Annotated in this window: 18 protein-coding genes; 12 read left to right on the forward strand and 6 right to left on the reverse strand. The window is 70.6% G+C overall.

Annotated features, from left to right (window positions below; all coding sequences use genetic code 11):
* The first annotated feature begins 72 nt into the window (after window positions 1–72).
* A complete protein-coding gene (locus CAP_RS30280) occupies window positions 73–372 on the forward strand; it encodes a hypothetical protein (protein ID WP_044247208.1) in 300 nt (99 codons plus the stop codon).
* Here the strand turns inward: CAP_RS30280 and CAP_RS30285 are convergent.
* Together CAP_RS30285 and CAP_RS30290 are read right to left on the reverse strand one after the other, a co-directional pair.
* Window positions 321–2,114 carry an N-acyl-D-amino-acid deacylase family protein gene (locus CAP_RS30285; protein ID WP_052376346.1) on the reverse strand — a complete coding sequence of 598 codons (1,794 nt, stop codon included), beginning with the start codon at window positions 2,112–2,114 and terminating at the stop codon, window positions 321–323. The genes CAP_RS30280 and CAP_RS30285 overlap by 52 nt on opposite strands.
* A gap of 106 nt (window positions 2,115–2,220) precedes the next feature.
* On the reverse strand, window positions 2,221–3,720 hold the full coding sequence (locus CAP_RS30290) for a flavin-containing monooxygenase (protein WP_231511766.1): 1,500 nt from the start codon (window positions 3,718–3,720) through the stop codon (window positions 2,221–2,223).
* 159 nt (window positions 3,721–3,879) lie between these two features.
* Here CAP_RS30290 and CAP_RS30295 point away from each other — a divergent pair, with 159 nt between their 5' ends.
* The gene (locus CAP_RS30295) at window positions 3,880–4,413 is read left to right on the forward strand and encodes a hypothetical protein (RefSeq protein WP_156041279.1); all 534 of its coding nucleotides are present in this window, start codon (window positions 3,880–3,882) and stop codon (window positions 4,411–4,413) included.
* Between the two features lie 54 nt (window positions 4,414–4,467).
* Here the strand turns inward: CAP_RS30295 and CAP_RS30300 are convergent, their stop codons facing one another.
* Window positions 4,468–6,747, reverse strand: coding sequence for a hybrid sensor histidine kinase/response regulator (locus tag CAP_RS30300; protein WP_231511767.1), 2,280 nt, complete (start codon window positions 6,745–6,747; stop codon window positions 4,468–4,470).
* A 431-nt stretch (window positions 6,748–7,178) separates the two neighbouring features.
* On the opposite strand from CAP_RS30300, the gene ychF reads away from it, so the two are divergent.
* The 3 genes from ychF to CAP_RS45860 all read left to right on the forward strand — a co-directional run bounded on the left by ychF (window position 7,179) and on the right by CAP_RS45860 (window position 10,183).
* Window positions 7,179–8,276 carry a redox-regulated ATPase YchF gene (gene ychF, locus CAP_RS30305; RefSeq protein WP_044247214.1) on the forward strand — a complete coding sequence of 366 codons (1,098 nt, stop codon included), beginning with the start codon at window positions 7,179–7,181 and terminating at the stop codon, window positions 8,274–8,276.
* A 321-nt stretch (window positions 8,277–8,597) separates the two neighbouring features.
* Window positions 8,598–8,852 carry a GlsB/YeaQ/YmgE family stress response membrane protein gene (locus CAP_RS30310; RefSeq protein WP_044247215.1) on the forward strand — a complete coding sequence of 85 codons (255 nt, stop codon included), beginning with the start codon at window positions 8,598–8,600 and terminating at the stop codon, window positions 8,850–8,852.
* A gap of 128 nt (window positions 8,853–8,980) precedes the next feature.
* On the forward strand, window positions 8,981–10,183 hold the full coding sequence (locus CAP_RS45860; protein WP_052376348.1) for an alpha/beta hydrolase: 1,203 nt from the start codon (window positions 8,981–8,983) through the stop codon (window positions 10,181–10,183).
* A gap of 38 nt (window positions 10,184–10,221) precedes the next feature.
* On the opposite strand, the gene CAP_RS30320 is transcribed toward CAP_RS45860, so the two are convergent.
* Together CAP_RS30320 and CAP_RS30325 are read right to left on the reverse strand one after the other, a co-directional pair.
* On the reverse strand, window positions 10,222–10,665 hold the full coding sequence (locus CAP_RS30320; protein WP_044247217.1) for a GFA family protein: 444 nt from the start codon (window positions 10,663–10,665) through the stop codon (window positions 10,222–10,224).
* Window positions 10,666–10,909: 244 nt separating this feature from the next.
* Window positions 10,910–11,161 carry a hypothetical protein gene (locus tag CAP_RS30325; RefSeq protein ID WP_044247219.1) on the reverse strand — a complete coding sequence of 84 codons (252 nt, stop codon included), beginning with the start codon at window positions 11,159–11,161 and terminating at the stop codon, window positions 10,910–10,912.
* A gap of 110 nt (window positions 11,162–11,271) precedes the next feature.
* Here CAP_RS30325 and CAP_RS51130 point away from each other — a divergent pair, with 110 nt between their 5' ends.
* The 5 genes from CAP_RS51130 to CAP_RS30340 all read left to right on the forward strand — a co-directional run bounded on the left by CAP_RS51130 (window position 11,272) and on the right by CAP_RS30340 (window position 16,891).
* Entirely contained in the window at window positions 11,272–11,472 is a 201-nt protein-coding gene (locus tag CAP_RS51130; RefSeq protein WP_156041280.1) for a hypothetical protein, read from the forward strand.
* A gap of 463 nt (window positions 11,473–11,935) precedes the next feature.
* On the forward strand, window positions 11,936–13,231 hold the full coding sequence (locus tag CAP_RS30330; RefSeq protein ID WP_044247220.1) for an SIR2 family NAD-dependent protein deacylase: 1,296 nt from the start codon (window positions 11,936–11,938) through the stop codon (window positions 13,229–13,231).
* The gene (locus tag CAP_RS30335; protein WP_044247223.1) at window positions 13,146–16,109 is read left to right on the forward strand and encodes an NACHT domain-containing protein; all 2,964 of its coding nucleotides are present in this window, start codon (window positions 13,146–13,148) and stop codon (window positions 16,107–16,109) included. The genes CAP_RS30330 and CAP_RS30335 overlap by 86 nt, the downstream gene beginning before the upstream one ends.
* A gap of 44 nt (window positions 16,110–16,153) precedes the next feature.
* A complete protein-coding gene (locus CAP_RS55225) occupies window positions 16,154–16,276 on the forward strand; it encodes a hypothetical protein (RefSeq protein ID WP_269324762.1) in 123 nt (40 codons plus the stop codon).
* A 210-nt stretch (window positions 16,277–16,486) separates the two neighbouring features.
* Entirely contained in the window at window positions 16,487–16,891 is a 405-nt protein-coding gene (locus tag CAP_RS30340; RefSeq protein ID WP_052376349.1) for a hypothetical protein, read from the forward strand.
* 79 nt (window positions 16,892–16,970) lie between these two features.
* On the opposite strand, the gene CAP_RS30345 is transcribed toward CAP_RS30340, so the two are convergent.
* The gene (locus tag CAP_RS30345; RefSeq protein WP_231511768.1) at window positions 16,971–17,405 is read right to left on the reverse strand and encodes a Uma2 family endonuclease; all 435 of its coding nucleotides are present in this window, start codon (window positions 17,403–17,405) and stop codon (window positions 16,971–16,973) included.
* Between the two features lie 410 nt (window positions 17,406–17,815).
* On the opposite strand from CAP_RS30345, the gene CAP_RS30350 reads away from it, so the two are divergent.
* Window positions 17,816–19,939: a HEAT repeat domain-containing protein gene (locus tag CAP_RS30350; protein ID WP_044247227.1), complete on the forward strand. Its 2,124-nt coding sequence runs from the start codon at window positions 17,816–17,818 to the stop codon at window positions 19,937–19,939.
* Window positions 19,932–20,810 (forward strand): hypothetical protein, encoded by an 879-nt coding sequence (locus CAP_RS30355; protein ID WP_044247228.1) that lies wholly within the window; start codon window positions 19,932–19,934, stop codon window positions 20,808–20,810. The genes CAP_RS30350 and CAP_RS30355 overlap by 8 nt, the downstream gene beginning before the upstream one ends.
* The last annotated feature ends 2 nt before the right edge of the window (window positions 20,811–20,812 follow it).

Consider the following 20,812-nt stretch of genomic DNA (forward strand, 5'->3'; position numbering starts at 1 on the left):
CCGAGCGGCGAGCGGCGAGCGGCGAGCGGCGAGCGCCGAGCGCCGAGCGCCGAGCCGAAGGAGAGGAAAGCCATGCCGAATGACCGGAGCCAGAGCGAGATCAAGAAGGAAGCCGCGCGCGAAGCCGCGGCGGGGGCCTCGGGCAAGATGGGGAAGACCGACGCTGAGGGCGGTCAGATCGAGGGGAGCGAGCAGACGGCCAACAAGCGCGCCCAGGTCGCACCCGCCGTGGTCGAGCCCCAGGACAAGCATGAGGACGCGGCCGACCTGCAGCCCTTCACCCCCGGCGGCGTTCCCCGCACCGCCGAGGAGAAGCAAGGTCAGGTGCCATCCCCTGCCCGGAGGGCACCCGCACCAGGCACCTCGCGCTGAGTGTCGCGCTCAGTGCCAGCCCTCGCCGGGCTCCGCAGCGCCTTGCCCGCGCGCGCCCCGGTCGCATGGCCCCCCTCGCGCGCCACGGCGCCGTTCACGACCACGAACCGCATGCCCTCGGACAGCTTCCGCGGTGACCGGAAGTCCGCGCGGTCCCGCACCTCGTTCGGCGCGAACACCAGCACGTCGGCCGCGCACCCTTCCCGCAGGCACCCGCGCTGACCCTCCAGCCGGAGCACCTCCGCGGGCAGCGCCGCCATCTTCCGCACCGCCTCCTCCAGCGACACCAGCCCCTTCCGGTGCGCAAGCTCCCCGAGCGCCCGCGCGAACGCCCCATAAGCCCGCGGGTGCGCGCTGCCAGCCCCCCCGTCGGTGCTGATCATCACGAACGGATCCACGAACAGCCGCTCCAGGAGCGCCTCGTCCACCACGAAGTACGCCGCCTCCGCCCCGTGCGGCCCGAGATCCATGAGCACCTCCTCGAACGGCACTCCCTGCGCGCTGGCCACCGCCGCGAGCGTCCTCCCCGCGTACTTCCCCGTGCCGAACAGCGTCGCCTCCGGCCCGTTCCGCTTCGTCACCCGCGCCCGCAGGAAGTCGCCGAGCTCCTTGCGCCGCTCCCGCGTGGCCCTCGCGTACGAGTGCGGCGGCCGCGCGAAGTCGGGGAACAGGATCTCCAGCGACGTGTAGCTCGCCGTGTACGGATACAGATCCGCCGTCACCTCGAGCCCCCCGGCGCGCGCCGCCGCGAGCTTGCCGAGGATCGCCTCCGCCCGCGCCGCGCCCTTGCCGTACACCACCTTCAGGTGGGCCACGTGCGCCCGCGCCCCGCTCCGCTGGCACTGCGCGAACAGCTCGTCGAGCGCCGCCTCGATCCGGTCGTCGTCCTCGCTGCGCAGGTGGCTCATCACCACCCCGCCCCGCGCCCCCACCGGCCCCGCCACCGCCGAAAGCTCCTCCGCGTCCGCGCCCCGCCCCCCGTCGTACTCGAGCCCCGTGCTCAGCCCGAACGCGCCCTCGTCGAGCGCCCGCGCCACGAGCGCCACCATCCTGTCGAACCGCGCCGCCCCCAGCCGCTTCGACCCCACCCCTCCCTCGGCCCGCACCGACGCATGCCCCACCAGCGTCGCCACGTTCACCCGCGGCCGCGCCGCCGCCACCGCGTCGAGGAACGCCCCGATCCGCTTGCCGGGGCTCATCCCGTCCTGCCCGAGGACGACCGTGGTCACCCCCATCGCCAGCGCCTGGTCCATCCCCCCCCGCGGATCGCCGTGCGCGTGCGCGTCGATGAACCCCGGCGTCACCAGCGCCCCCGCCGCATCGAGGACCCGCTCGGCCTTCACCGACGCGTCCACCTCCCCCACGAACGCCACCTGCTCGCCGCGCACCAGCACATCGGCGCGCCGCCGCGGCGCCCCGGACCCATCGATCACCTCTCCGCCGCGGATCGCGAGCCTGAAGGTCTCATCCGACCGGAAGGGCGGCGGCGGTGGCGCCTTCACCTCGGGCTGTGCTGCCGCCCCTGCGCCCTCGCGAGACGTCGCCGCCAGAGCCTGCGCCCCCTGTGCCCCCTGCGCTCCCTGCGCTCCCTGCGCTCCCTGTGCCCTCTGCGCTCTCTGTGCCTCCTGCGTCGCCCCGGCCTCCCGGCCCTGCTCCTCACGCCCCCCGGACACCGCCCCGGCCTGCGGCGATGCCGGCGCGCACCCCAGCACCATCGCCAGCAGCGCCCCCGCCACCGCCACCGCGACGCACCTCTCCTCGCCTCTGCCGCGTCTGCCGCGTCTGCCGCGCCCCGCGCGCCCCCCGCCCCATCCCTCCTCGGGCTGCTCTTCTCTGCGCCGCACGGATCTACGCCACTGCCTCGAAGTCAGAGGGCCGCACCCTCCGGGTCCGCAGCCAGTACTCCACCGTGAACCCGGGCCACAGCGAGAAGTTCCGGCCCTGCTCGTCCAGGTACCAGCTCCGGCAGCCCGTCATCCACACCGTGTTCTTCGAGCGATCCTGCAGCCCGTCGTTGTACGTGCGCTGCGCCGGCGGCCGCACCGAGAGGTAGCGCGCGTCCTTCTCGCGCAGGAGCTTCAGGCACTGCAGCACGAAGTGCACCTGCGCCTCGATCATGAAGATCATCGAGTTGTGCCCCAGGCCCGAGTTCGGCCCGAGGAGCAGGAACAGGTTCGGGAACCCCGCGATCGCCACCCCGTGGTACGCCTCCGCCCCTTCCTGCCACGCCTCGTCCAGGCCCTTGCCGCCGAGCCCGCGGATCTCCATCTGCCCCAGGAAATCGCTGACGTCGAAGCCGGTCCCGAACACGATGGCGTCCACCGGGCGCCGCTCCCCGTCCTCGGTGACGATGGCGTGCGCCTCCACCTCCCGGACGCCATGCGTTACCAGCTCCACATTGGGGCGCCCGAGCGCGGGGTAGTAGTCGTTCGAGATGAGGATGCGCTTGCACCCCATGCGGTAGCTCGGCGTCACCTTTCGCCGCAGCTCGGGATCCTTCACCGACGCGCGCACGTGCTGCACCGCGAGCTTCTCCAGGAGCGCGAGGAGCTTCGGCTCCACCACGAAGCCTGCCCCCCGCAGCTCCATCACCCAGTAGACGAGCGCCCGGTACGCCTTGTCGAGCGCCGGATACCGCGCGAACCGCGCCTTTTCCCGCTCCGTGAAGGCGCGATCGAGCTTCGGCATCACCCAGGGCGGCGTCCGCTGGAAGAGGTGGAGCACCTCCACCACCTTTGCTATCTGCGGCACGAACTGGATCGCGCTCGCGCCGGTACCCACCACAGCCACCCGCTTGCCGCGCAGGTCGTAGCCGTGATCCCACCGCGCAGAGTGAAACGTGCGCCCCGCGAACCGCTCGAGCCCCGGCAGCTCCGGCACCACCGGCCGCGCCAGCGGGCCCGTCCCCGAGATGACCACCTTGGCGCGGCAGGTCTCGCCCTGCGCCGTGGTGAGCTGCCACGTCCCGCTCGCCTCGTCGAAGACCGCGCGCCGGATCTTCGCCCCGAGGCGCAGGTGCGGCCGGAGCCCGTACTTCTCGACGCAGCGGCGCAGGTACGCCCAGATCTCCCCCTGCTCCCCGTAGACCCGCGACCAGTGCGCGTTGGGCTCGAAGGAGTACGAGTACAGGTGCGACGGCACGTCGCACGCACACCCCGGGTAAACATTGTCACGCCAGGTGCCGCCCACCTCGTCCGCGGCCTCGAACACGACGAAATCGTGGATCCCGGCCTTCTTGAGCTGGATGGCCATCGCGACCCCGGAGAAGCCGGCGCCGATGATGGCGATGTGGCATGTGGCCTCCGCGCCTCGCAGCTCGTCCTGCATCGCCGGCGAGGATACCAGCACCGGCGCGTCCGGAGACGGGGAGGGGAGCCCACGCGCGCAGCAGCACGTTCACCGCGCCGCACGGCCTGCCGCATCGTTGCGGCCCAGCGCACCTGCATGGTACGAGGGAGCCGGCCTGGCGGGGCCACGGACGCCCGCCACCCTGGAGGAGACTTCCCGATGAGCTACCGTATGGCGCTGCTGATCCTCGGTTCCCTGGCACTCGCCGCTTGCGGCGGCGACGACGGCGACGACGGCAACACGGCAACCACGACCACCTCGACGACGGACGAGGAAGAGAACCCCGACGTGCACACCTGCGAGCACCTCGGCGAGGCCAGCGTGCAGGTCGCCGCGTCCGCCGACGCCGCCACGGCGCCCGTCGAGGAGCTCGGCCACGTCACCTACGAGGTCACCCTCCAGAACATGCAGGGCGTCTACAGCGGCTTCATGGGCCTCACCGTCCCCGCGGACGCGGGCGGCGAGTACGTCGTGTTCCTGACCACGGCCACCGACCTCAAGGTCGTCGATTCGACGAGCACCACCCTCACCGTCACCGACGACTGCACCGAGAAGCCCTGCTCCGACGTGTGTGCCACGATCCTGAGCCGCTACGAGGTGAACCTCCCCGCCGGCGACTACACCCTCGCCATCGGCCCCACCGCCGACGCGAAGGTGCGCGTCCTCTTCTCCGCCACCGCCCACGCGCAGTGAGCCTCGACGAGGGGCCTCTGCGCAGGACCCCTCACCCTCACGCGACCACCCGGCTCAAGCCCTCCGCAGCATCCGGCAGAGGTGCGCCACCAGCTTCTCGGGATCCACGGGCTTCGACACGTGGGACTGGAACCCGGCGGCCAGAGCCTCGCCGCGCTCGTGCTCCCGCGCGAACGCGGTCAGCGCCACCGCGGGCGTCGACCCCCCGTCTTCCGGCGGCAGCGCCCGGATGCGCCGGATCAGCGACAGCCCGTCCTCGCCGGGCATCCCCAGATCGGAGACGATCAGCGTCGGCGTGAACGCCGGCAGCGCCTCGAACGCCTCCCGCGCGTTGCCCGCAGCGCGCACGATCGCGCCGTGCTGCTCGAACAGCGTCGCCAAGAGCTCCCGCGCGTCGGGCTCGTCCTCCACCACCAGCACCCGCGCCCCGTTCAGCGCCGTGCTCGGCGGCGTCGCGTCGGGCGCCGGGGCGCTCGGCTGCAGCGCCGGCGTCGCCGGACGCGCGTCCCCGCGCTTCCCGGCCACGGGCAGCCGCACGGTGAAGGTGCTCCCCTTGCCTTGCCCCTCGCTCGCCACCCCGATGGTCCCCCCGTGCAGCTCCACCAGCGTCCGGCAGATGGCGAGCCCCAGCCCGAGGCCCCCGTGCTTCCGTGCCCGCGTCGCGTCGGCCTGCCGGAACTGCTGGAACACGTGCGGCAAGAACGCGGTCGGCATCCCCTCGCCCTGGTCGACAACCTTCACCTCGATCCAGTCCTCCTCGGCGCGGAGCTGCGTCGTCACCTTGCTCCCCACCGGCGAGAACTTGATCGCGTTCGTGAGCAGGTTCCACATCACCTGCTGGAGCCGCCCCGCGTCGCCCGCCACCTGCAACCGCCCCTCCCCCAGCGGCCCCTCCCCCAGCGGCAGGACCTCCAGCGCGAGCTCCACCCCGCGCGCCGTCGCCGCGGGCCCCACCGACTCCAGCGCCGCCGAGAGCACCGCCGGCATCTCCACCACCCCCACCTCCAGCCGCAGCTTGCCCGAGATGGCCCGGCTCACGTCGAGCAGATCGCTGATGAGCTGCGTCTGCAGGTCCGCGTTCCGCGCGATCACCTCCAGCGCGTGCCGCTCCCGCTCCGGCGGCAGCCGCCCCCCGAGCAGCATCCGGGTCCAGCCCACGATCGCGTTGAGCGGCGTGCGCAGCTCGTGCGACACCGTCGCCAGGAACTCGTCCTTGTGCCGGCTCAGCTCCTGCGCCTCCCGGAAGCTGTGCGACCGCTCGATGGCCAGGCTCGCCCGTCGCGCCACCTCCTGCGCCAGGCTCACGTCCTCCTGCACGAACTGCCGGTTCGACTCCGCCATGAGCAGCGTCAGCGCCCCGACCGAGCGCCCCCGCACCCGCAGCGGCAGGCAGATCGACGACCGGAACCCGAAGCGCGCGTAGCTCTCCCGCAGCTCCGGATCCGAGATCCACGTCTTCAGCGTGGCCTCGGTGATCTCGAAGACCACCTCTGCCTTGCCGCTCCGCATCACCGCCGGGATCCCGATGGGATCCTCCATGCTCGGCGGCCGCCGCTCCCACAGCTCTTGGGCGAGCGCCAGCCGGACCGGGTTGCCGTGCGCCACCCCCAGGCGGCTGAACGTGCCGTCCTCGTTCTGCATGTCCACGGCCGCCCAGTCCGCGAGCCGCGGCACGCACAGGTCCACCACCCCGCCGATGGTCCGCTGGTAGTCGAGCGACCCTGCCAGCACCTCGCCCACCTTCGCCAGCACCGAGAGCCGCTCCCGCGCCGCCTCGGCCCGGGCCCGCGCCGCCCGCTCCGACGCGAAGAGCTTCACCCGCTGCAGGGCCATCGCCCCTGCCTGCGCCGCGATCCGCGCGATCTCCGCGCTCACCACGTCGATCGCCTCCGGCCGCTTCCACGACAGCGCCAGCACCCCGAGCGCCCGGTCCTCGATGCACAGCGGCAGCGCCAGGAACGTCTCGAACCCCGAGGCCAGGATCCCCGCCTCGATGTGCGGGTACGCCTCCACGTACGCCGAGGCCCTCAGGAACGTCACCGGCACGCGGGCGCGGTACGCCTCCGTCACCGGGGTCCGCATCTCGAAGGGCACCATCGCGAAGCGCTGCGCGTTCTCCGCGTCGAGCCCGATGATGCCGCTCATCCGCAGCGCCTGCATCCCCTCGTCGACCACGTAGACGACGGACATCGAGGGCTCGAGCGCGCGCCACACCTCCCGGGCCAGGACCGTGCCCACCTCCTCCGCGTCGAGGACCGCCGCCAGCCGGGCCGTCACCGCCTGCAGCTTCGCCATGCGCGCGCCGTACGTGGCGGCATCTATCGGCGCACGCACGGGGCCACTCAAGCGCTTCCTGCAGCGACGCGGACCTTGACCGCCGCCCCTGTCGACACGCCTGGTTCTGCGCATCTTCCTGAACCTCAGGCTGCCTTGTGGCACAGCACCCTCCCGATTTCCTACCACGCAGAACACCTCTTTGCGCGTCCTGTGCCACCCCTGGGGTGACTCCGGGCGTGACCCCCACGTGTCCCCTGATGCACACCCGGAGAGACGCACTCATGCAGCGCGCCCGCACCCCTCCACGGCTGTGCTTCCCCGCGCCCTCCCGCCGCCTCGCCCCCGTGCTTCCGCCTGCTCTCCGCCTCGCCCCGTGACGTCCAGGGGTTTCCCTTGACAGGGTAGGAAGACGCTGCTTTTCCTGGCGCCCCACTCGCCCCCCGCGCACGAGCCGCGCGGCCCTGCGGCGGTGGTCGGAGCGAGCGAGCATGGGCATTCAATGCGGCATCGTGGGCCTGCCGAACGTCGGCAAGTCGACCCTCTTCAACGCGCTGACGCAGACGGCGGCGGCCCAGGCGGCGAACTACCCGTTCTGCACCATCGAGCCCAACGTGGGCGACGTCGCCGTGCCCGACGAGCGCCTCGCCGACCTCGCCCGCATCGCCCGCTCGGCCCAGATCATCCCCACCCGCCTCACCTTCGTGGACATCGCCGGCCTCGTCCGGGGCGCCTCCAAGGGTGAGGGCCTCGGCAACCAGTTCCTCGCCAACATCCGCGAGTGCGACGCCATCGCCCACGTCGTCCGCTGCTTCGAGGACACCGACATCGTCCACGTCGAGGGCAAGATCGACCCCATCGCCGACATCGAGACCATCGAGACCGAGCTGATGATCGCCGACCTCGACAGCCTGGAGAAGCGCGTCGTCTCCCTGGAGAAGAAGGTCCGCGGCGGCGACAAGGAAGGCAAGGAGACCCTCGACCTCGTGCAGCGCGCCCTCACCCTCCTCCGCGACGGCAAGCCTGCCCGCCTCGTCGTGCGCAAGCCCGAGGAAGAGCGCGCCTTCCGCATGCTCGGCCTGCTCACCTCGAAGCCCGTCCTCTACGTGTGCAACGTGGAGGAGGCCGCGGCCGACAAGGGCAACGCCTTCTCCGCCCGCGTCTTCGAGCGAGCCCGGGCCGAGGGCGCCCAGGCCGTGGTCGTCTCCGCCAAGATCGAGAGCGAGATCGCCGTCCTCCCCCCCGAGGAGCAGAAGGACTACCTGGAGGCCGTGGGCCTCACCGAGCCCGGCCTGAACCGCGTCATCCGCGCCGGCTACCGCCTGCTCGGCCTGATCACCTACTTCACCGTCGGCCCCAAGGAAGCCCGCGCCTGGACCATCGTCGAGGGCACCCGCGCCCCCCAGGCCGCTGGCGTCATCCACACCGACTTCGAGAAGGGCTTCATCCGCGCCGAGACCATCGCCTGCGCCGACTACCTCACCCTCAAGGGCGAGGCCGGCGCCCGCGACGCCGGCAAGCTCCGCATCGAGGGCAAGGAGTACGTCGTCCAGGATGGCGACGTCATGCACTTCCGCTTCAGCAATTAGGCTACACAGCGCGGGCACGCCCCCCCGGCGGCGTCCTTCTCGCGTCGGGGTGCGCCTGAAGACGCCGCCTCCGTGCGGTTCTGTGGCGGCGCCGTGCACACGTTTCCGTCGCGCCTCACTTCCTCATCCTCCCCGCCTCACTTCCTGACCGCGACACCTCGCCGAACGTGCACAGCGACCGTGTCGGACGCCATCCAGGCGGCCGCTGGGTGAGGTCCTTCCGCCCACTACAGGTCGGCCCGTCCGTTGCATTGCTCTCAGCCCGTCACGTCGCGAAGTTCGCGAACACCAACTGGTCCCTTTCATCCCAAGAGGTTTGTCATGAGCATTCTCCTGTTCCTGCTGTTCGGTCTCATCGTCGGTGCTCTCGCGCGGCTCATCGTCCCCGGCCGCGAGCCTGGTGGCTGGGTGATCTCCATCGTCCTCGGCGTCGCCGGCTCCTTCATGGGCGGCTTCCTGGGGCGCGCGCTGGGCTTCTACCGTGAGGGCGAGGCCGCAGGGTTCTTCATGTCCCTCCTCGGCGCCGTGATCCTCTGCGCCATCTACCACGCGGTCACGCGACGCTCGCGGGCCTGACCCGCGCGAGCCGCGCCCCGTCACGGTGACGTGACGCGCGCGCTGCACGCGCTGCACGCGCGACATCTAGAAGAGCTGCTGGTGGCTGTCCCCTGATTCCGAGTCCGTACCTGCGTGGTGGAGCATCCATGTCTCACGACACACCGTGTGTCACCGTCATCGAAGTCACCTACCCTGCCCACCGAGGAACGATTGGACTCAGGGGCGACCACGAGCCGCTCTCCTGGGAGAACACCACCCCGCCGACCTCACAGGACGGCGATCGTTACCGCTTCGAGCTCCGGATCCCCGAGGGCGACCTTCTCGAATTCAAGCTGGTTCGCAACGAAGAAGACTGGGCCAGCGGCAGGAACTACATGGTTCATGCCGGAGAGCTGGTCCACATCGAGCCCTGCTTCGAGAAGCAAGGCTCCACGCTCCTCCCCGCGGAGGAGTTCCTCGCCGGTGATGAGAAGCTCTCCTTCACCGTGCTCCTGCCCCCGAGCTACGGCGAGCAGGAGCACAAGCGTTACCCCGTCCTCTACGTGCAGGATGGCCAGGCCATCTGGAGCACGTCCCAGGACCCTTACGGCGTCTGGAGCCTCGAAAAGACCCTCGACCATCTCTTCGAGCTGAACGCCATCGACGAGATCATCGTCGTCGCCATCGACACCTCCGAGCGCCGCATCGAGCGCCTCAGCCCCATCCCCGATCCCGAGCACGGCGGCGGCGGCGGCGAGGCCTACCTGCGCGCCATCGTCGACCACCTCATCCCCCTCATCAACGAGCGCTTCCGCACCCGCGGCGACCGCGAGAACACCGCCCTCATGGGCTCCTCCATGGGCGGCCTCTTCTCCTTCTGGGCCGCCTGGACCCGCCCCGACGTCTTCGGCAAGGCCGCCTGCCTCTCCAGCTCCTTCTGGTGGGCCAAGCGGCAGCTCGTGCGCATGGTCCAGAGCGCCGAGCGCCCCGCCATCCGCCCCTTCCTCTACCTCGACTCCGGCGCCTCCGTGAGCACCACCGAGAAGGACCCCAACGTGCGCGACGGGTTCCACCACACCCGCTCCATGCTCCGCGCGCTCCTCCTGCAGGGCTACACCGGCGGCGTCGACCTGCACCGCCTCGCCTTCGCCGGCCAGACCCACGACGCCAACTCCTGGTCCGCCCGCGTCGCCGTCCCCCTGCAACTCCTCTTCCCGCCTCCCGCCTCCTCGCACGTGCCGGCCGAGAGCATCCCCACCCCGGAGCCCCAGCCGGAGCAGCCGCCGCAGGAGCATCACGAAGGCGAGGCCGCGCCGGAGCAGCACGAGCAGCCGCCGCCGCAGGAGCAGCAGGCTGCTCCGCCGGGCTAGCGACCGACGTCCGTACCAGGACCAGCCCCAGCCTGCACTCAACGAGGCGCGCGTGGCGGCGTCGGCACCAGCCCCTGCAGCATCGGATCGCCGAGGTCCGTCTCCTGCCGCGGCAGCACATCGTGCCTCTCGTCCCAGGGCAGCATCGATTCCACGCCATAATGGTGGGTGGGCCTGAGCATGCGCGGGTTGTCGAACGCGCCCACCATCATCGCCAGCTCGGCAGACCGCTCGTAATCGAGGAACAGCGGCGTCCCGCACCGCTCGCAGAACCCCCGCTCCGCCACGTTCGACGACCTGTAGCGCGCCGGCACCCCCTCCCAGTCCACCCCCGACCGCGACACCCAGACCAGCACCGCCGACGCCGCCCCCGTGGCCCGCCGGCACATGCTGCAATGGCACCAGTGCACGCTCGAAGGATCCCGCGTCACCTTGAACGTCACCGCGCCACAGAGGCACCTTCCACGAAGCTGTCCATCCATGCGGTGAGGATGCCCTGCTCCAGGCTCAGCCGGCACCGTCGGCGAACGCCGTCCGTGAGGTTCGGGATGCGCTTATACAAGCGAGGCGCTTTGACCCCTGAGGTTCGGGATGTGCTCCTACAGGCGCGGCACCGCCACCCTCGGGTTTGAGAGGACGCTCCTGCACCTCGGGCGTCGCTGCCGCTGCCGCGTTCGGGATGCGCTTCTACAGGGCAGCGTCGCCAGCCTCAGGCGCCGGCCGCCTTCACACCAGGTCGACCTGCTCGGGTCCGTAGAACCACACGTCGCCGTGCTCGGGGTGCCGCGGGTCCTCGCCCACGCGGGCCAGACCCAGGGTGGCCAGCGCGTCGTCGGCGTACATCTGGTCGGGCGTGAACCCGCAGGCCTCGCACTCAGCCCACACCTTCCGGGCGACCTGCTTGTGATCCTCGGTCGGCTTCTCCGCGAGGATGTTGAAGACCCTGCCGAAGATCTCTGCGCAGCTCCTGTCTGACACGGCCGACCCTCCTGGACCACGCCTCACCATGGCGAGGCGCTCAGCCCCGTGTTCTTCCCCTTACGATGCCACCGCCGCACCCGCCGTCGCGTGCATGCTGTGCGCGCCCCATGGGTGACACCGCCGAGGCAGGGCGGCTGGAAGACTGTGGAGGCGAGGACGATCTGCGTCTTCTGAGGGGCCGTGACCGGGAGGTAAGACGCCCGGAGGAGCGGCGGCTGTTCGAGGATCGGGCGCTGCTGAGGCTGACGCCGGGGAATGCCGGGGCGCTGTCGCCGGTGTCGACCCGTGGTGCCCCCTCCGGATGCTGAACGTGGTGCGGGCAGAGGCGTGGCCGGGGGTGGGGGCCGGAGCCTTCGCGCGTGGAGCACCTGTCGGGGCGGGCGGGGCGCATGCAGGGGGGGCGGGTAGAATGACCCCGTCCGCCAGGGAGGGAGGGATTCGGAGGACTCGGAATGCCCCCGGCCCCGAAGGACGGGGGGAGTCAGCGCATGGGAGAGCCGGGGACCGCGGGATGGGAGGGGGGTGGCGGCGGGGGAGGAGGGAGAGCTGGGGAGAGGAGAGAGGGCGGCGCGGGGAGAGGAGGAAGAGGTGCGGGGGGAGCGGGAGGGGAGACGTGGGCTGAAGACCAGAAGGCGGAGCGAGGAGCGACAGGCAGGAGGCTGGAGGGAGGAGGGAGGGTCAGGAGGATGGAGGCGGTCAGGGCACGAGGCTGCGTCCGAGGTGGCGGAACGTCTGTGCCGGAAGGGCGAGGTCGGATAAGCCAGTGGGAGGATGGCGGACCTCAGGGACGAGATTCGCGAGGGTATTCGCGAAGGTCGGGTGACGTGCATCGTGGGGTCGGGGGTGTCGGTGGCAGCCACCTACGACCCGGCCCGCACACCCAACGTGGCCTCGTGGCCCGGGTTGCTGGAGGAAGGCGTCGCGCGCTGCGAGAAGCTCTACCCGGAGTTCAGGAAGCGGGCGGGAGTCGTGCGCGCCGAGATCGCGAGCGGGGACCCTGATGACCTCATCTCCGCCGCGGAGAAGGTCACCCGTAAGCTCGGCGGCCCGGGTGGTGGGGAGTTCGCGCGCTGGTTGCGGGAGACCGTGGGGGCGCTGCGCATCCGTCATCCGCAAGTGCCAGCGGCGCTGCACGCGCTCGGGATCCCGCTGCTCACCACCAACTACGACGACATCCTGGAGGAGGCGACGGGCCTGCCCCCGATCACCTGGCGGGACGCGCCGCAGGTGGAGCACGTCCTCCGGGGGCAGGGCGGGGCGATCCTCCACCTCCACGGCCACTGGCGACAGCCGGAGAGCATCATCCTGGGGATCCGGTCCTACGATCGGATCGTGAGCGACAAGCACGCGCAGGCGATGCAACGCGCCCTGCGCACGACGCGGACGCTGCTGTTCGTCGGCTGCGGCGCCGGGCTGGAGGATCTCAACGTCGGCGCGCTGCTGCAGTGGAGCCGCGAGGTGTTCGGGGGCTCCGAGTACCGGCACTACCGGCTCGTCCTCGATGCCGAGGAAGAGGAGGTGCAGAAGCTGCATCCGCCGGAGGAGCGCCTCTTCGCGGTGCCATACGGCCTGGATCACGCAGCGCTCGGTCCGTTCCTCGAAGCGCTGGCCCCTCCGGCCGTGAAGCGCTCGGCGGCAACCGTTTTACCGGTCAGGTCCGCGAGGAGCGCGGTGGCCCGCGCGGTTCCAAGTCCGCGCGTGCTGCTGGCTGGGCCTTTCTTCGGCGTGCCAGCGGGTCTGCGCAGTGACGTGGAAGCCCTCTGGCGGAACGAGCGTGGGCCACACGCGGCCGTGCGCATTCTTGAGAAGCTCCGGCGACGGGAGGTGGCCGATCGGCTGGTGTGTGTTCCCCGAGGGAGCGCTGCCCGAGCCCGCAGTGAAAGCGCCCGAGGTGCTGTCGGCGCGCGTGGCTGCCCTGGCGAGCGCAAATCCGTGGCTGGATGCACGGATCCGGACTCTCGTCGCGACGGCGGGCCTCACCGTGAGCGGTCTCGACGACTCGCTGGAGGGGCTCTGGCGGGCGCTAGGGCCACTGGTTCACGACGCGGACGTGCTCGGCGAGCATGACCTGCCGGGGGTGCCAGGGGCGAAGCTTTTCCGAGCCGAGCAGGGCCTGGATGGTCCGCTGCACGACGCGACCCTCCAGGACTACCTGCGGGCACTCCGGGTGGTGGCCGGGCAGGTGCGGCTCGTGGGCGAGGAGCGTGAGTGGCCCATCGAACGTGTCTTCGTGGCCATGGAGGTGCAGCGCCAGGAGAGGACCACCACGACGCGGATGCGGGAGCACGAAGACCCGAAGCGGAACCGCCGCGCGGACGAGGTTGCACGGGAACCTGACCGGCCTGACCAGGAAGAGATCGAGGCGGAGTTCGAGGCGCGGGAGGCTACGGCGCTGACGGCCGAAGCGCCTGCACACCTCGAAACGATGCAGCTCGACGCCGAGACGGTGGCCGAGGCGGGGGCACGGGTGCTGGTCTGGGGCGCGGCGGGTACGGGCAAATCGACGCTGCTGAAGTGGGTGGCGTGCCAGAGCGCCAGGTCGGAGCGGACGCCCATCTGGATGGATCAGCTCGAGGTGAGCAGCTCGGAGCTGCCCGACAAGCTTGCGCAGCTCGCCCTGCGCTCGGTGCTCCTCCCCGAGACCGCGTCCGTGGCCCGGCGGCAGCTTCGCAACGCCATCGAGGCTGGCAAGGTGCAGTTGCTGCTCGACGGGCTCGACGAGGCTGCGATCCGGGTGCAGACGAGCCTCCCCGCGTGTATGGCGGCGCTCGGCGCCGGAACGCGGGTGGTGATTGCTTCGAGACCCAACGTGCAGGACGAAGCGCTGCGTGCGGCGGGTTTCGTGCCGGTGACGCTCACCGGCTTGCAGGGGAACGAGACCGAGGTCTTCCTGCAGCGGTACTTTGGTAAGGCGAGCTGGATCGCTGGACTGCTGCGCGAGCTGCGCACCCTGTCTGTGGGCGAGGTCTGGTCACGGACTCCCGTGCTGCTGTCGCTGGTGGCCGCGCTGTACCAGCGAAACCGAAGGCTGCCTCATGCCACGCTGGCGCTCTACGACGACGTGGTCGAGAGCTTGATCCGACGGGCTGCGACGCGCTGGGGGCTCGATCCAAACTCCAGACAAGTACGCGAGGCGCGCGCGAAGCTGGAAGTGCTGGCGCGTGCGATGCTGCTCCCTCGCGAAGGGCAGCCAGAGGCCGCTGTGCGGCGGCGCGAGGTGGATGACTTGCTGGTGTCGTCCGGGCTGTTCACCGGGGCGACCTGGCTGCGGTTCGCGCACCTGTCGCTGGGCGAGTTCCTGGCTGCGTGCGCCCCCATGGATCTCGACGAAGAACTGGAGCGGTTCCGCAGCACGTCGAGGCTGACGCTGGACGTGCTGCCCATGGCGCTGGCGCGGCGAAGGCGAGAGGCCCTGGAGCAGGCGCTACGCGCGGCGGAAGATGGCGATACGTGGGATCATCGCCTGCTGGGGCTGGTGCTGAGGGCCGCAGCGCTGGGCGGCGAAGGAGAGGTGGGGATCGACAGAGCGTACGCGCAGCGCGTGCTCAAGGTGCTCGTCGCGCGCCTCATGCTGCCCTCAGGGCGGTTCGGGAAGACCGAACAGCAACTTGCGGCGTACGGAGAGCGTGGATTTCGCGCGCTGGGCACCTGGCTGACGGATGACGATCGAGAGATGCTCGAGCCGCTGCTGGAGGGAAGGGGCGCGCTCGGGACGGAGGCTCTCCTGCTGGCGTGGGCAAGTCGGCTGGAGGGGCTGCGACGGCCACCTTCCGAACGAGAAGCCTCGCGCGTTGGAGCGGCACTCGTCAGGAGCGGTGCGACGGTTGCGGACGTGATCGCGCTGGCAGCGGGCAATGGTCTTCAGGTCAGGGTCGCGGTGGTATCTGCGCTGGGGTCTGACCCCGAGTCGAGACCGCTGCTCCGCGAAGCGCTGCGCGACGCCGATGAATACGTGCGAGCGGCGGCGGTATCTGCGCTGGGATCAGACCCCGAGTCGAGACCGCTGCTCCGCGAAGCGCTGCGCGACGCGGCTGAAGCCGTGCGAGAGGCGGTGATCGCGGCTCTGCAGCGGCGCATCGCGACAGAAGCCTCGGCGCTTTCAGAACTCGGATGCGTCCAGCCTGCGATTTGCCTCGTCGGCAGGCATCCCGTGCCGCCTGACCTGGTGAACCCGTCCACCACCCTGGCCAGACAGGAACGCCTTGGGCGCTTCCTGCAATCGCCACGACCGATCCGGCTCGAAAAAGACATGTCGTTCGCCGAGGAACTCCTCGGCGCGGTTTGCATCCGGCTCACGCAGACGACGGGACCGCGCTTCGGCATCTTCGGAGAGGTCGAGAAACCGCTGGAGCGCCTCGTCGACAGTTCGGAGCCCATCGTGATCCGCATCGCCATGAGCGCTGCCGATCTGGCCCTCGATCGGGCTGTCTTCGCCTGCCACAACCTCGTCGAGGCGTGGCGCATCGCTCGGCACCTCCGGACAGAACGCAACCTCAGCGTCTGGCTCGTCTGCGCTGATCTCGACTTCGACGACATCGTGCCCCCGGCGCTCGACAAGCCGGGCACCGTGTACATGCGCCCGCCTTTCTTCGGCTTTCGCCTGCCCGCCTATGACGGCGGCACCCCTCTCGATGCAGAGATCGAGCTGCTGATCTCCTGTGAGGCGGAGCGGCTCTGGGCCAACTCCCCGGATCAGCTACGCGCCGAGCTGATCGGGAGGCTCGATGCGGTGCTTCGTGATCCGGACACCGACATCTGGAGCTTGTTGCCTTTGCTGGGGCGCCTCGGGCAGCACCTGCCGGCGGACCTCCGTGCCGCCGTGGTGGAGCGGCTGCCCGACGGTGTGCGCGAGGCAGTCCTGCATCTGGAGCGTGCGCGCGAAGCTCTGGGGGTGTCTGCCGCTGGCCCTTCCACAGGAGCCCCTGGGTCGCCCTCTGGGGTGTGAAAGGCATCCTCCCTCGCCGCGGAGATCCTCCGGGGTGTGTGGTGGTGCGCGCACCGCCTTTCGAAGAGGACTTCCAGATGAACGTGGGGAGGATGCTGGAGGCGGATGCGGCGGTGGACCAGGGCGTGGCGTTCCTGCGTCGCCACCTCGAAAACCTTGCACACTGAACCTTGGCGAGCGCGCTGGACCCGTATGCGCGAACCTGGAGGCTCACGAGGTTCTGCACGTTCTCGAGAGCATGGTTCGAGCTCCGCGTGCTACCTCGAAGCGAGGTGATGCAAGGCTGGCGATTGACGAAGTACGACCCCTCTCGACGGAATGCGGCGGGGCACTATCTTCCTGAGGAGTGGACGTCGGTCGCCGACATCGGGCGGTCCATGGCAGGGAAGGTGCTCACCGTCGAGGCGTACCTGCGCACGGAGGAGGCCTACGTGGAGACTGTGATGGCCTTCCATGAGGACGCTGGAGCGCCGATCCTGTGTGCCTGCGGCGTCGAGGCTGCAGGGAGCGACCCCGGACTCCCCGGCGACGTGGCGAAAGCACCTCCCCTGGAAGGCCAGGCCGTGAGGCGTGGCGAGCTTGCCGCCTTGATCCGGGCCTGCCTCAGGGAGATCTTCTGGTGCAGGCTGGAGGCCGAGGATGGCGGGTGCGCGATCCACTTCGGATACGACTTCTACGTGTACCTCACCGGCAGAGACCTGACGGGACGGGTGCGCGACGTGGCGCACGCAGGAGGGCTGTTCCTGGAGCCCTTCCAGTCGCCCTACGCCACACCGGCATGAGTCAGTAGGCCTCCTCGTCGCGCCTAGCGCTGCTTGCAGCTCGACCGACCAGCTCGGTCCTCCCTACTGGGATAGGCTCTTAGCCGTCGCCCTGATCGTGGTGCTCTGCCGACTGACCAGCCCAGAGGAGGTCAAGGCTGAATTCAAGCTCTTCAAAGGGCGGAGCACGCACCGTGAGGCTGCCGTCGGCCGTCGTCTCGATGACCCACTTCCCGTCGGGGCCGAGGCGTCGCACCTCCAGCGAGCGTTCCATGGGGTCGATGAGCCACACCCACGTCACGCCCTCTCGCGCGTAGATCGGCATCTTCCGGAAACGGTCGTGCGACGCCGTCGACCGGGAGAGGATCTCGCACACCCAGTCCGGCCGCAGCGTGAAGGTGGCCGTCGTCGGGAGGACCGGCAGCCGCTCCTTGCGCCAGCCAGCGAGGTCTGGAACCAGAGTGGCGGCCGACGACGCGAACTTGATGCGTAGCTCGGTGAGGATGATCCAGCCGTCTGGACCTCCCACGCCCATGCCGAAGGGCCGCCGATCACCATCCCGAGGCGCGAGGATGCGCGCGTGTGTGGCGGCCCGGGGCGCGCGAACGTGTACAGGACGCCCGCGATGATCTCCGCGATCCGGTCCTCCGGTACAGACTCCAGATCGTCGTCCGTGGCTGTCCCAGATCGGTTTTCTGCGGATTCGCCCATCCGTCTTGACGGCATCGGGGACGTGGTACGTCTGATCCCTGTGGCCTGCTCCGCTACCCACCTTACGCGAGAAAAGCGCGCGCCATGCAGCGAGACATGCCTCGTTGCTCAGGCGACGCGGGCGCGGCGCCGCCGTGGAGGTCGGGGGACGCGAAGGGCAGGGTGGAGGATGACCTCGGTTCTGGTCCTGCGGGGTCGGGGATGTGAGAGGGTGGAAGGCGTCGGGGGAAGTTGATGGCGCAGAGCATTCAGGAGTTCGAAGAGGTGTTGCAGGGGCTCCGCAGCACGACGGCGCCTCCGGTGGATGCGAAGGCGCTGGCGGTGGCGCGCGGGGGGCGGGAAGCGCTGGAGCGCGCCCTGGAGGCGGCGGAAGCGGACGACACCTGGGACCACCGGCTGCTGAGGCTCTTGCTACAGGCCGTGGCGCTGAGTGACGCGCCCGGGGCGGGGGTGGACAGGGCCTTTGCGCGGCGGGTGCTGGAGGAGGTGGTGCGGCGGTGGATGCAGCCGTCGGGGAGGTTCGGAGAGGCGGAGCAGCGGCTCGGGGTGGAGGCGGAGCGCGGGTTCCAGGTGCTGGGGGCGGCGCTCGGGCCGGAGGACCGGAAGGTGCTGGCGCCGCTCCTGGAGGGGAGGGGCGCGCTGGGCACGGAGGCGCTGCTCCTCGGGTGGGCAGCCGGCCTGGAAGGGCTGCGCAGGCCACCGTCCGAGCGGCAGGCCGCGCGGGTCGGAGCGGCGCTCGCGAGGCGGGGGGCGACCGTCGCGGAGGTGATCGCTCTGGCAGGCGGCCGTAACTTCCGGGTCAGGGCAGCAGCGGTGCGCGCGCTGGCCTCGGATCCGGAGGCCATCCCACAGCTCCGCGAAGCGATGCGCGACGAGAACCGGAGCGTGCGCGAGGCGGCGGTCGGTGCACTCGCCCTGGATCCAGGGGCAGTCCCGCTGCTTCGCCAGGCGCTGTGCGACGAGGGGTGGGGCGTGCGCGCGGCGGCGGTGGGCGCTCTGTGGTCGGATCCAGAGTCCCGACCACGAATTCGCGAAGCCCTGCGCGACGGGTGGTGGAGGGTGGAGCTGGCAGCGGCGCGAGCGCTGTCGTCGGACCCAGAGTCCCGAACGCAACTCCGCGAAACACTGTGCAGCGAGATGGCGGATCTGCGCGCGAGGGCGTTCTGTGCGCTGGCGCTGGCCCCGGCGTCTCGACCGCAGCTCCGCGCAGCGTTGCGCCACGAGGCGTGGAGAGTGCGCGCGGCAGCGGTGGAGGCGCTGGCGTCGGACCCAGAGTCCCGAGCGCAGCTCCGCGAAGCGCTCGGAGACCTGTGGTGGATCGTGCGCAGGGCGGCGGTGGGTGCGCTGGCGTCGGACGCCGAGTCCCGACCGCAGCTTCGCGAGGCTCTGCGCGACGAGTGGTGGAATGTGCGTGCGGCGGCGGTGGAGGCCCTGTCGTCGGACGCCGAGTCCCGGCCGCAGCTCCGTGAAGCGCTGCGCGACAAGGACGCGATCGTGCGCGCGGCGGCGGTGAAGGCGCTGTCGTCGGACCCAGAGTCGCGACCGCTGATTCGCGAAGCGCTGCGCGACGAGGACGGCGATGTGCGCGCAGCGGCTTTCGGCGCGCTTCCGCCGGACCCTGAGTTCCGCGCGCAGCTCCGTGAAGCGCTGCGCGACGAGGACGGCGATGTGCGCGCAGCGGCGGTGGGTGCGCTGTCGTCGGACGCCGAGTCCCGACCGCTCCTTCGCGCAGCGTTGCGCGACGAGGAGGGCAACGTGCGTGCAGCCGCGGTCGCCGCGCTGCAGCCGCGGGTGAGGACGCAAGCCTCGCCCCTCTCGGAGCTTCCGTGCGTCCAGGCGGCGCTCCGTCTGGCCAGCCGCCACGACCCGCAGCTTGACGCGGTGCTCCCCTCCGCCCTACCGGGCAGCCAGGAACGGCTCGCGCGGTTCCTGCAATCGCCGAGAGCGGTGCCTCTCGAACGAGATCCGCAGTTCGCCGAGGACCTCCTCGGGGCCGTCTGCGTCCGCCTCACGCAGACCATGGAATCGCGCTTCCGCATCTTCGGCGAGGTGCAGGAGCCGCGGGAGCAGCTCGCCGATGGCTCGGGACCGATCGTGATCCGCATCGCCATGAGCGCTGCAGATCTCGCCCTCGACCGCGACGTCCTCGCCGTCCACAACCTGGTCGAGGCGTGGCGCATCGCCCGTCACCTCCACACGGAGCGCGACATCACCGTCTGGCTCGTCTGCGCCAATCTCGACTTCGACGACATCCTGCCCCCCGTGATCGACGCGCCAGGCACGGTCTGCATGCGCCCGCCGTTCTTCGGCTTTCGCCTGCCCACGTCGATCGGCACGTCTCTTCATGCACATGAATGACGAGACGAACATCGCCTCTCCACAGGCGAAGCGTCAGGCGACCCGCACCCTTCGTCGCGTTCCCTGGCGCGCCGTGATGTGGGCGAGCCTTGGCTTCCTCCTCGCGGCGCGCATCGAGGCCAGGCTCATGTCTGCCGGGTTCCCCGCGGATGGGCGCGCGGAAGGGACCGCGGGCGCGGGCTTTCAGCCGGGGGATCGCGCAGGCACGACATCGCCCGGACGGCCTCCCCTCGTCCTCGGGATCTACGGAGCAGGGCCCACCGGAGAAGGCTACGTGAATGCGGAGTTGAAGGCGCTCGCGGACGAGGTGGGCGGGCAGATGTTCAACGGTCCAGGCAATACCCCCGAGAGCTTGCACTGGACCTTTCCCATCCTCTCGGCCATCGATGCGCATTACCTGGAGGGCGGGAGCACGAAGGACCGCGCGCCAGCGACGCTCGTCCTGTTCGGCTACAGCATGGGGGGACGCGCTGCGGTCGTCGTCGCTTCATTGCTGGCGAGGGACCGGAAGTACGACCACATCAGGGTCGCGCTGGCGGGCATCGATCCCGTGGAGCTCGGCAACAGCGCCATCGACGTGCCGCTCCCCGCGAACGTCGTTTCCTGGGTCAACTACTACCAGCACGACGAGCGTGGCGAGGGGATCGCCGCGCTCAGGTGGGGCTGGGTGCCCGTGGACATCGACTTCGCCAGGGTCAGCGGCAGTCCTTTCACGCCGGGCCCGAGGACGGGACCTGGCGTCAACCACAGGCTGAAGACCGGGGCCGGAGGTCGAACCGTCGACCACGTCACGCTCCCCAGCCTCCCGGAGGTGAGCCTTGGCTTGCGCGCGTTCGTGGCGCTGCATCGAGGTGAGAAGACGACCCCGTAGTC

Origin of the sequence: Chondromyces apiculatus DSM 436 (assembly GCF_000601485.1) — a bacterium.
In the GTDB taxonomy this organism is placed as follows: Bacteria; Myxococcota_A; Polyangia; order Polyangiales; family Polyangiaceae; genus Chondromyces; species Chondromyces apiculatus.

What these genes read in the sequence shown, in the direction of transcription:
- CAP_RS30280 (WP_044247208.1), top strand. Translation starts at nt 73, where the DNA reads ATGCCGAATGACCGGAGCCAGAGCGAGATCAAGAAGGAAGCCGCGCGC.
- CAP_RS30295 (WP_156041279.1), top strand. Translation starts at nt 3,880, where the DNA reads ATGAGCTACCGTATGGCGCTGCTGATCCTCGGTTCCCTGGCACTCGCC.
- ychF (WP_044247214.1), top strand. Translation starts at nt 7,179, where the DNA reads ATGGGCATTCAATGCGGCATCGTGGGCCTGCCGAACGTCGGCAAGTCG.
- CAP_RS30310 (WP_044247215.1), top strand. Translation starts at nt 8,598, where the DNA reads ATGAGCATTCTCCTGTTCCTGCTGTTCGGTCTCATCGTCGGTGCTCTC.
- CAP_RS45860 (WP_052376348.1), top strand. Translation starts at nt 8,981, where the DNA reads ATGTCTCACGACACACCGTGTGTCACCGTCATCGAAGTCACCTACCCT.
- CAP_RS30320 (WP_044247217.1), bottom strand. Translation starts at nt 10,665, where the DNA reads ATGGATGGACAGCTTCGTGGAAGGTGCCTCTGTGGCGCGGTGACGTTC.
- CAP_RS51130 (WP_156041280.1), top strand. Translation starts at nt 11,272, where the DNA reads ATGGGTGACACCGCCGAGGCAGGGCGGCTGGAAGACTGTGGAGGCGAG.
- CAP_RS30330 (WP_044247220.1), top strand. Translation starts at nt 11,936, where the DNA reads ATGGCGGACCTCAGGGACGAGATTCGCGAGGGTATTCGCGAAGGTCGG.
- CAP_RS30340 (WP_052376349.1), top strand. Translation starts at nt 16,487, where the DNA reads ATGGCAGGGAAGGTGCTCACCGTCGAGGCGTACCTGCGCACGGAGGAG.
- CAP_RS30345 (WP_231511768.1), bottom strand. Translation starts at nt 17,405, where the DNA reads ATGGGCGTGGGAGGTCCAGACGGCTGGATCATCCTCACCGAGCTACGC.
- CAP_RS30350 (WP_044247227.1), top strand. Translation starts at nt 17,816, where the DNA reads ATGGCGCAGAGCATTCAGGAGTTCGAAGAGGTGTTGCAGGGGCTCCGC.
- CAP_RS30355 (WP_044247228.1), top strand. Translation starts at nt 19,932, where the DNA reads ATGAATGACGAGACGAACATCGCCTCTCCACAGGCGAAGCGTCAGGCG.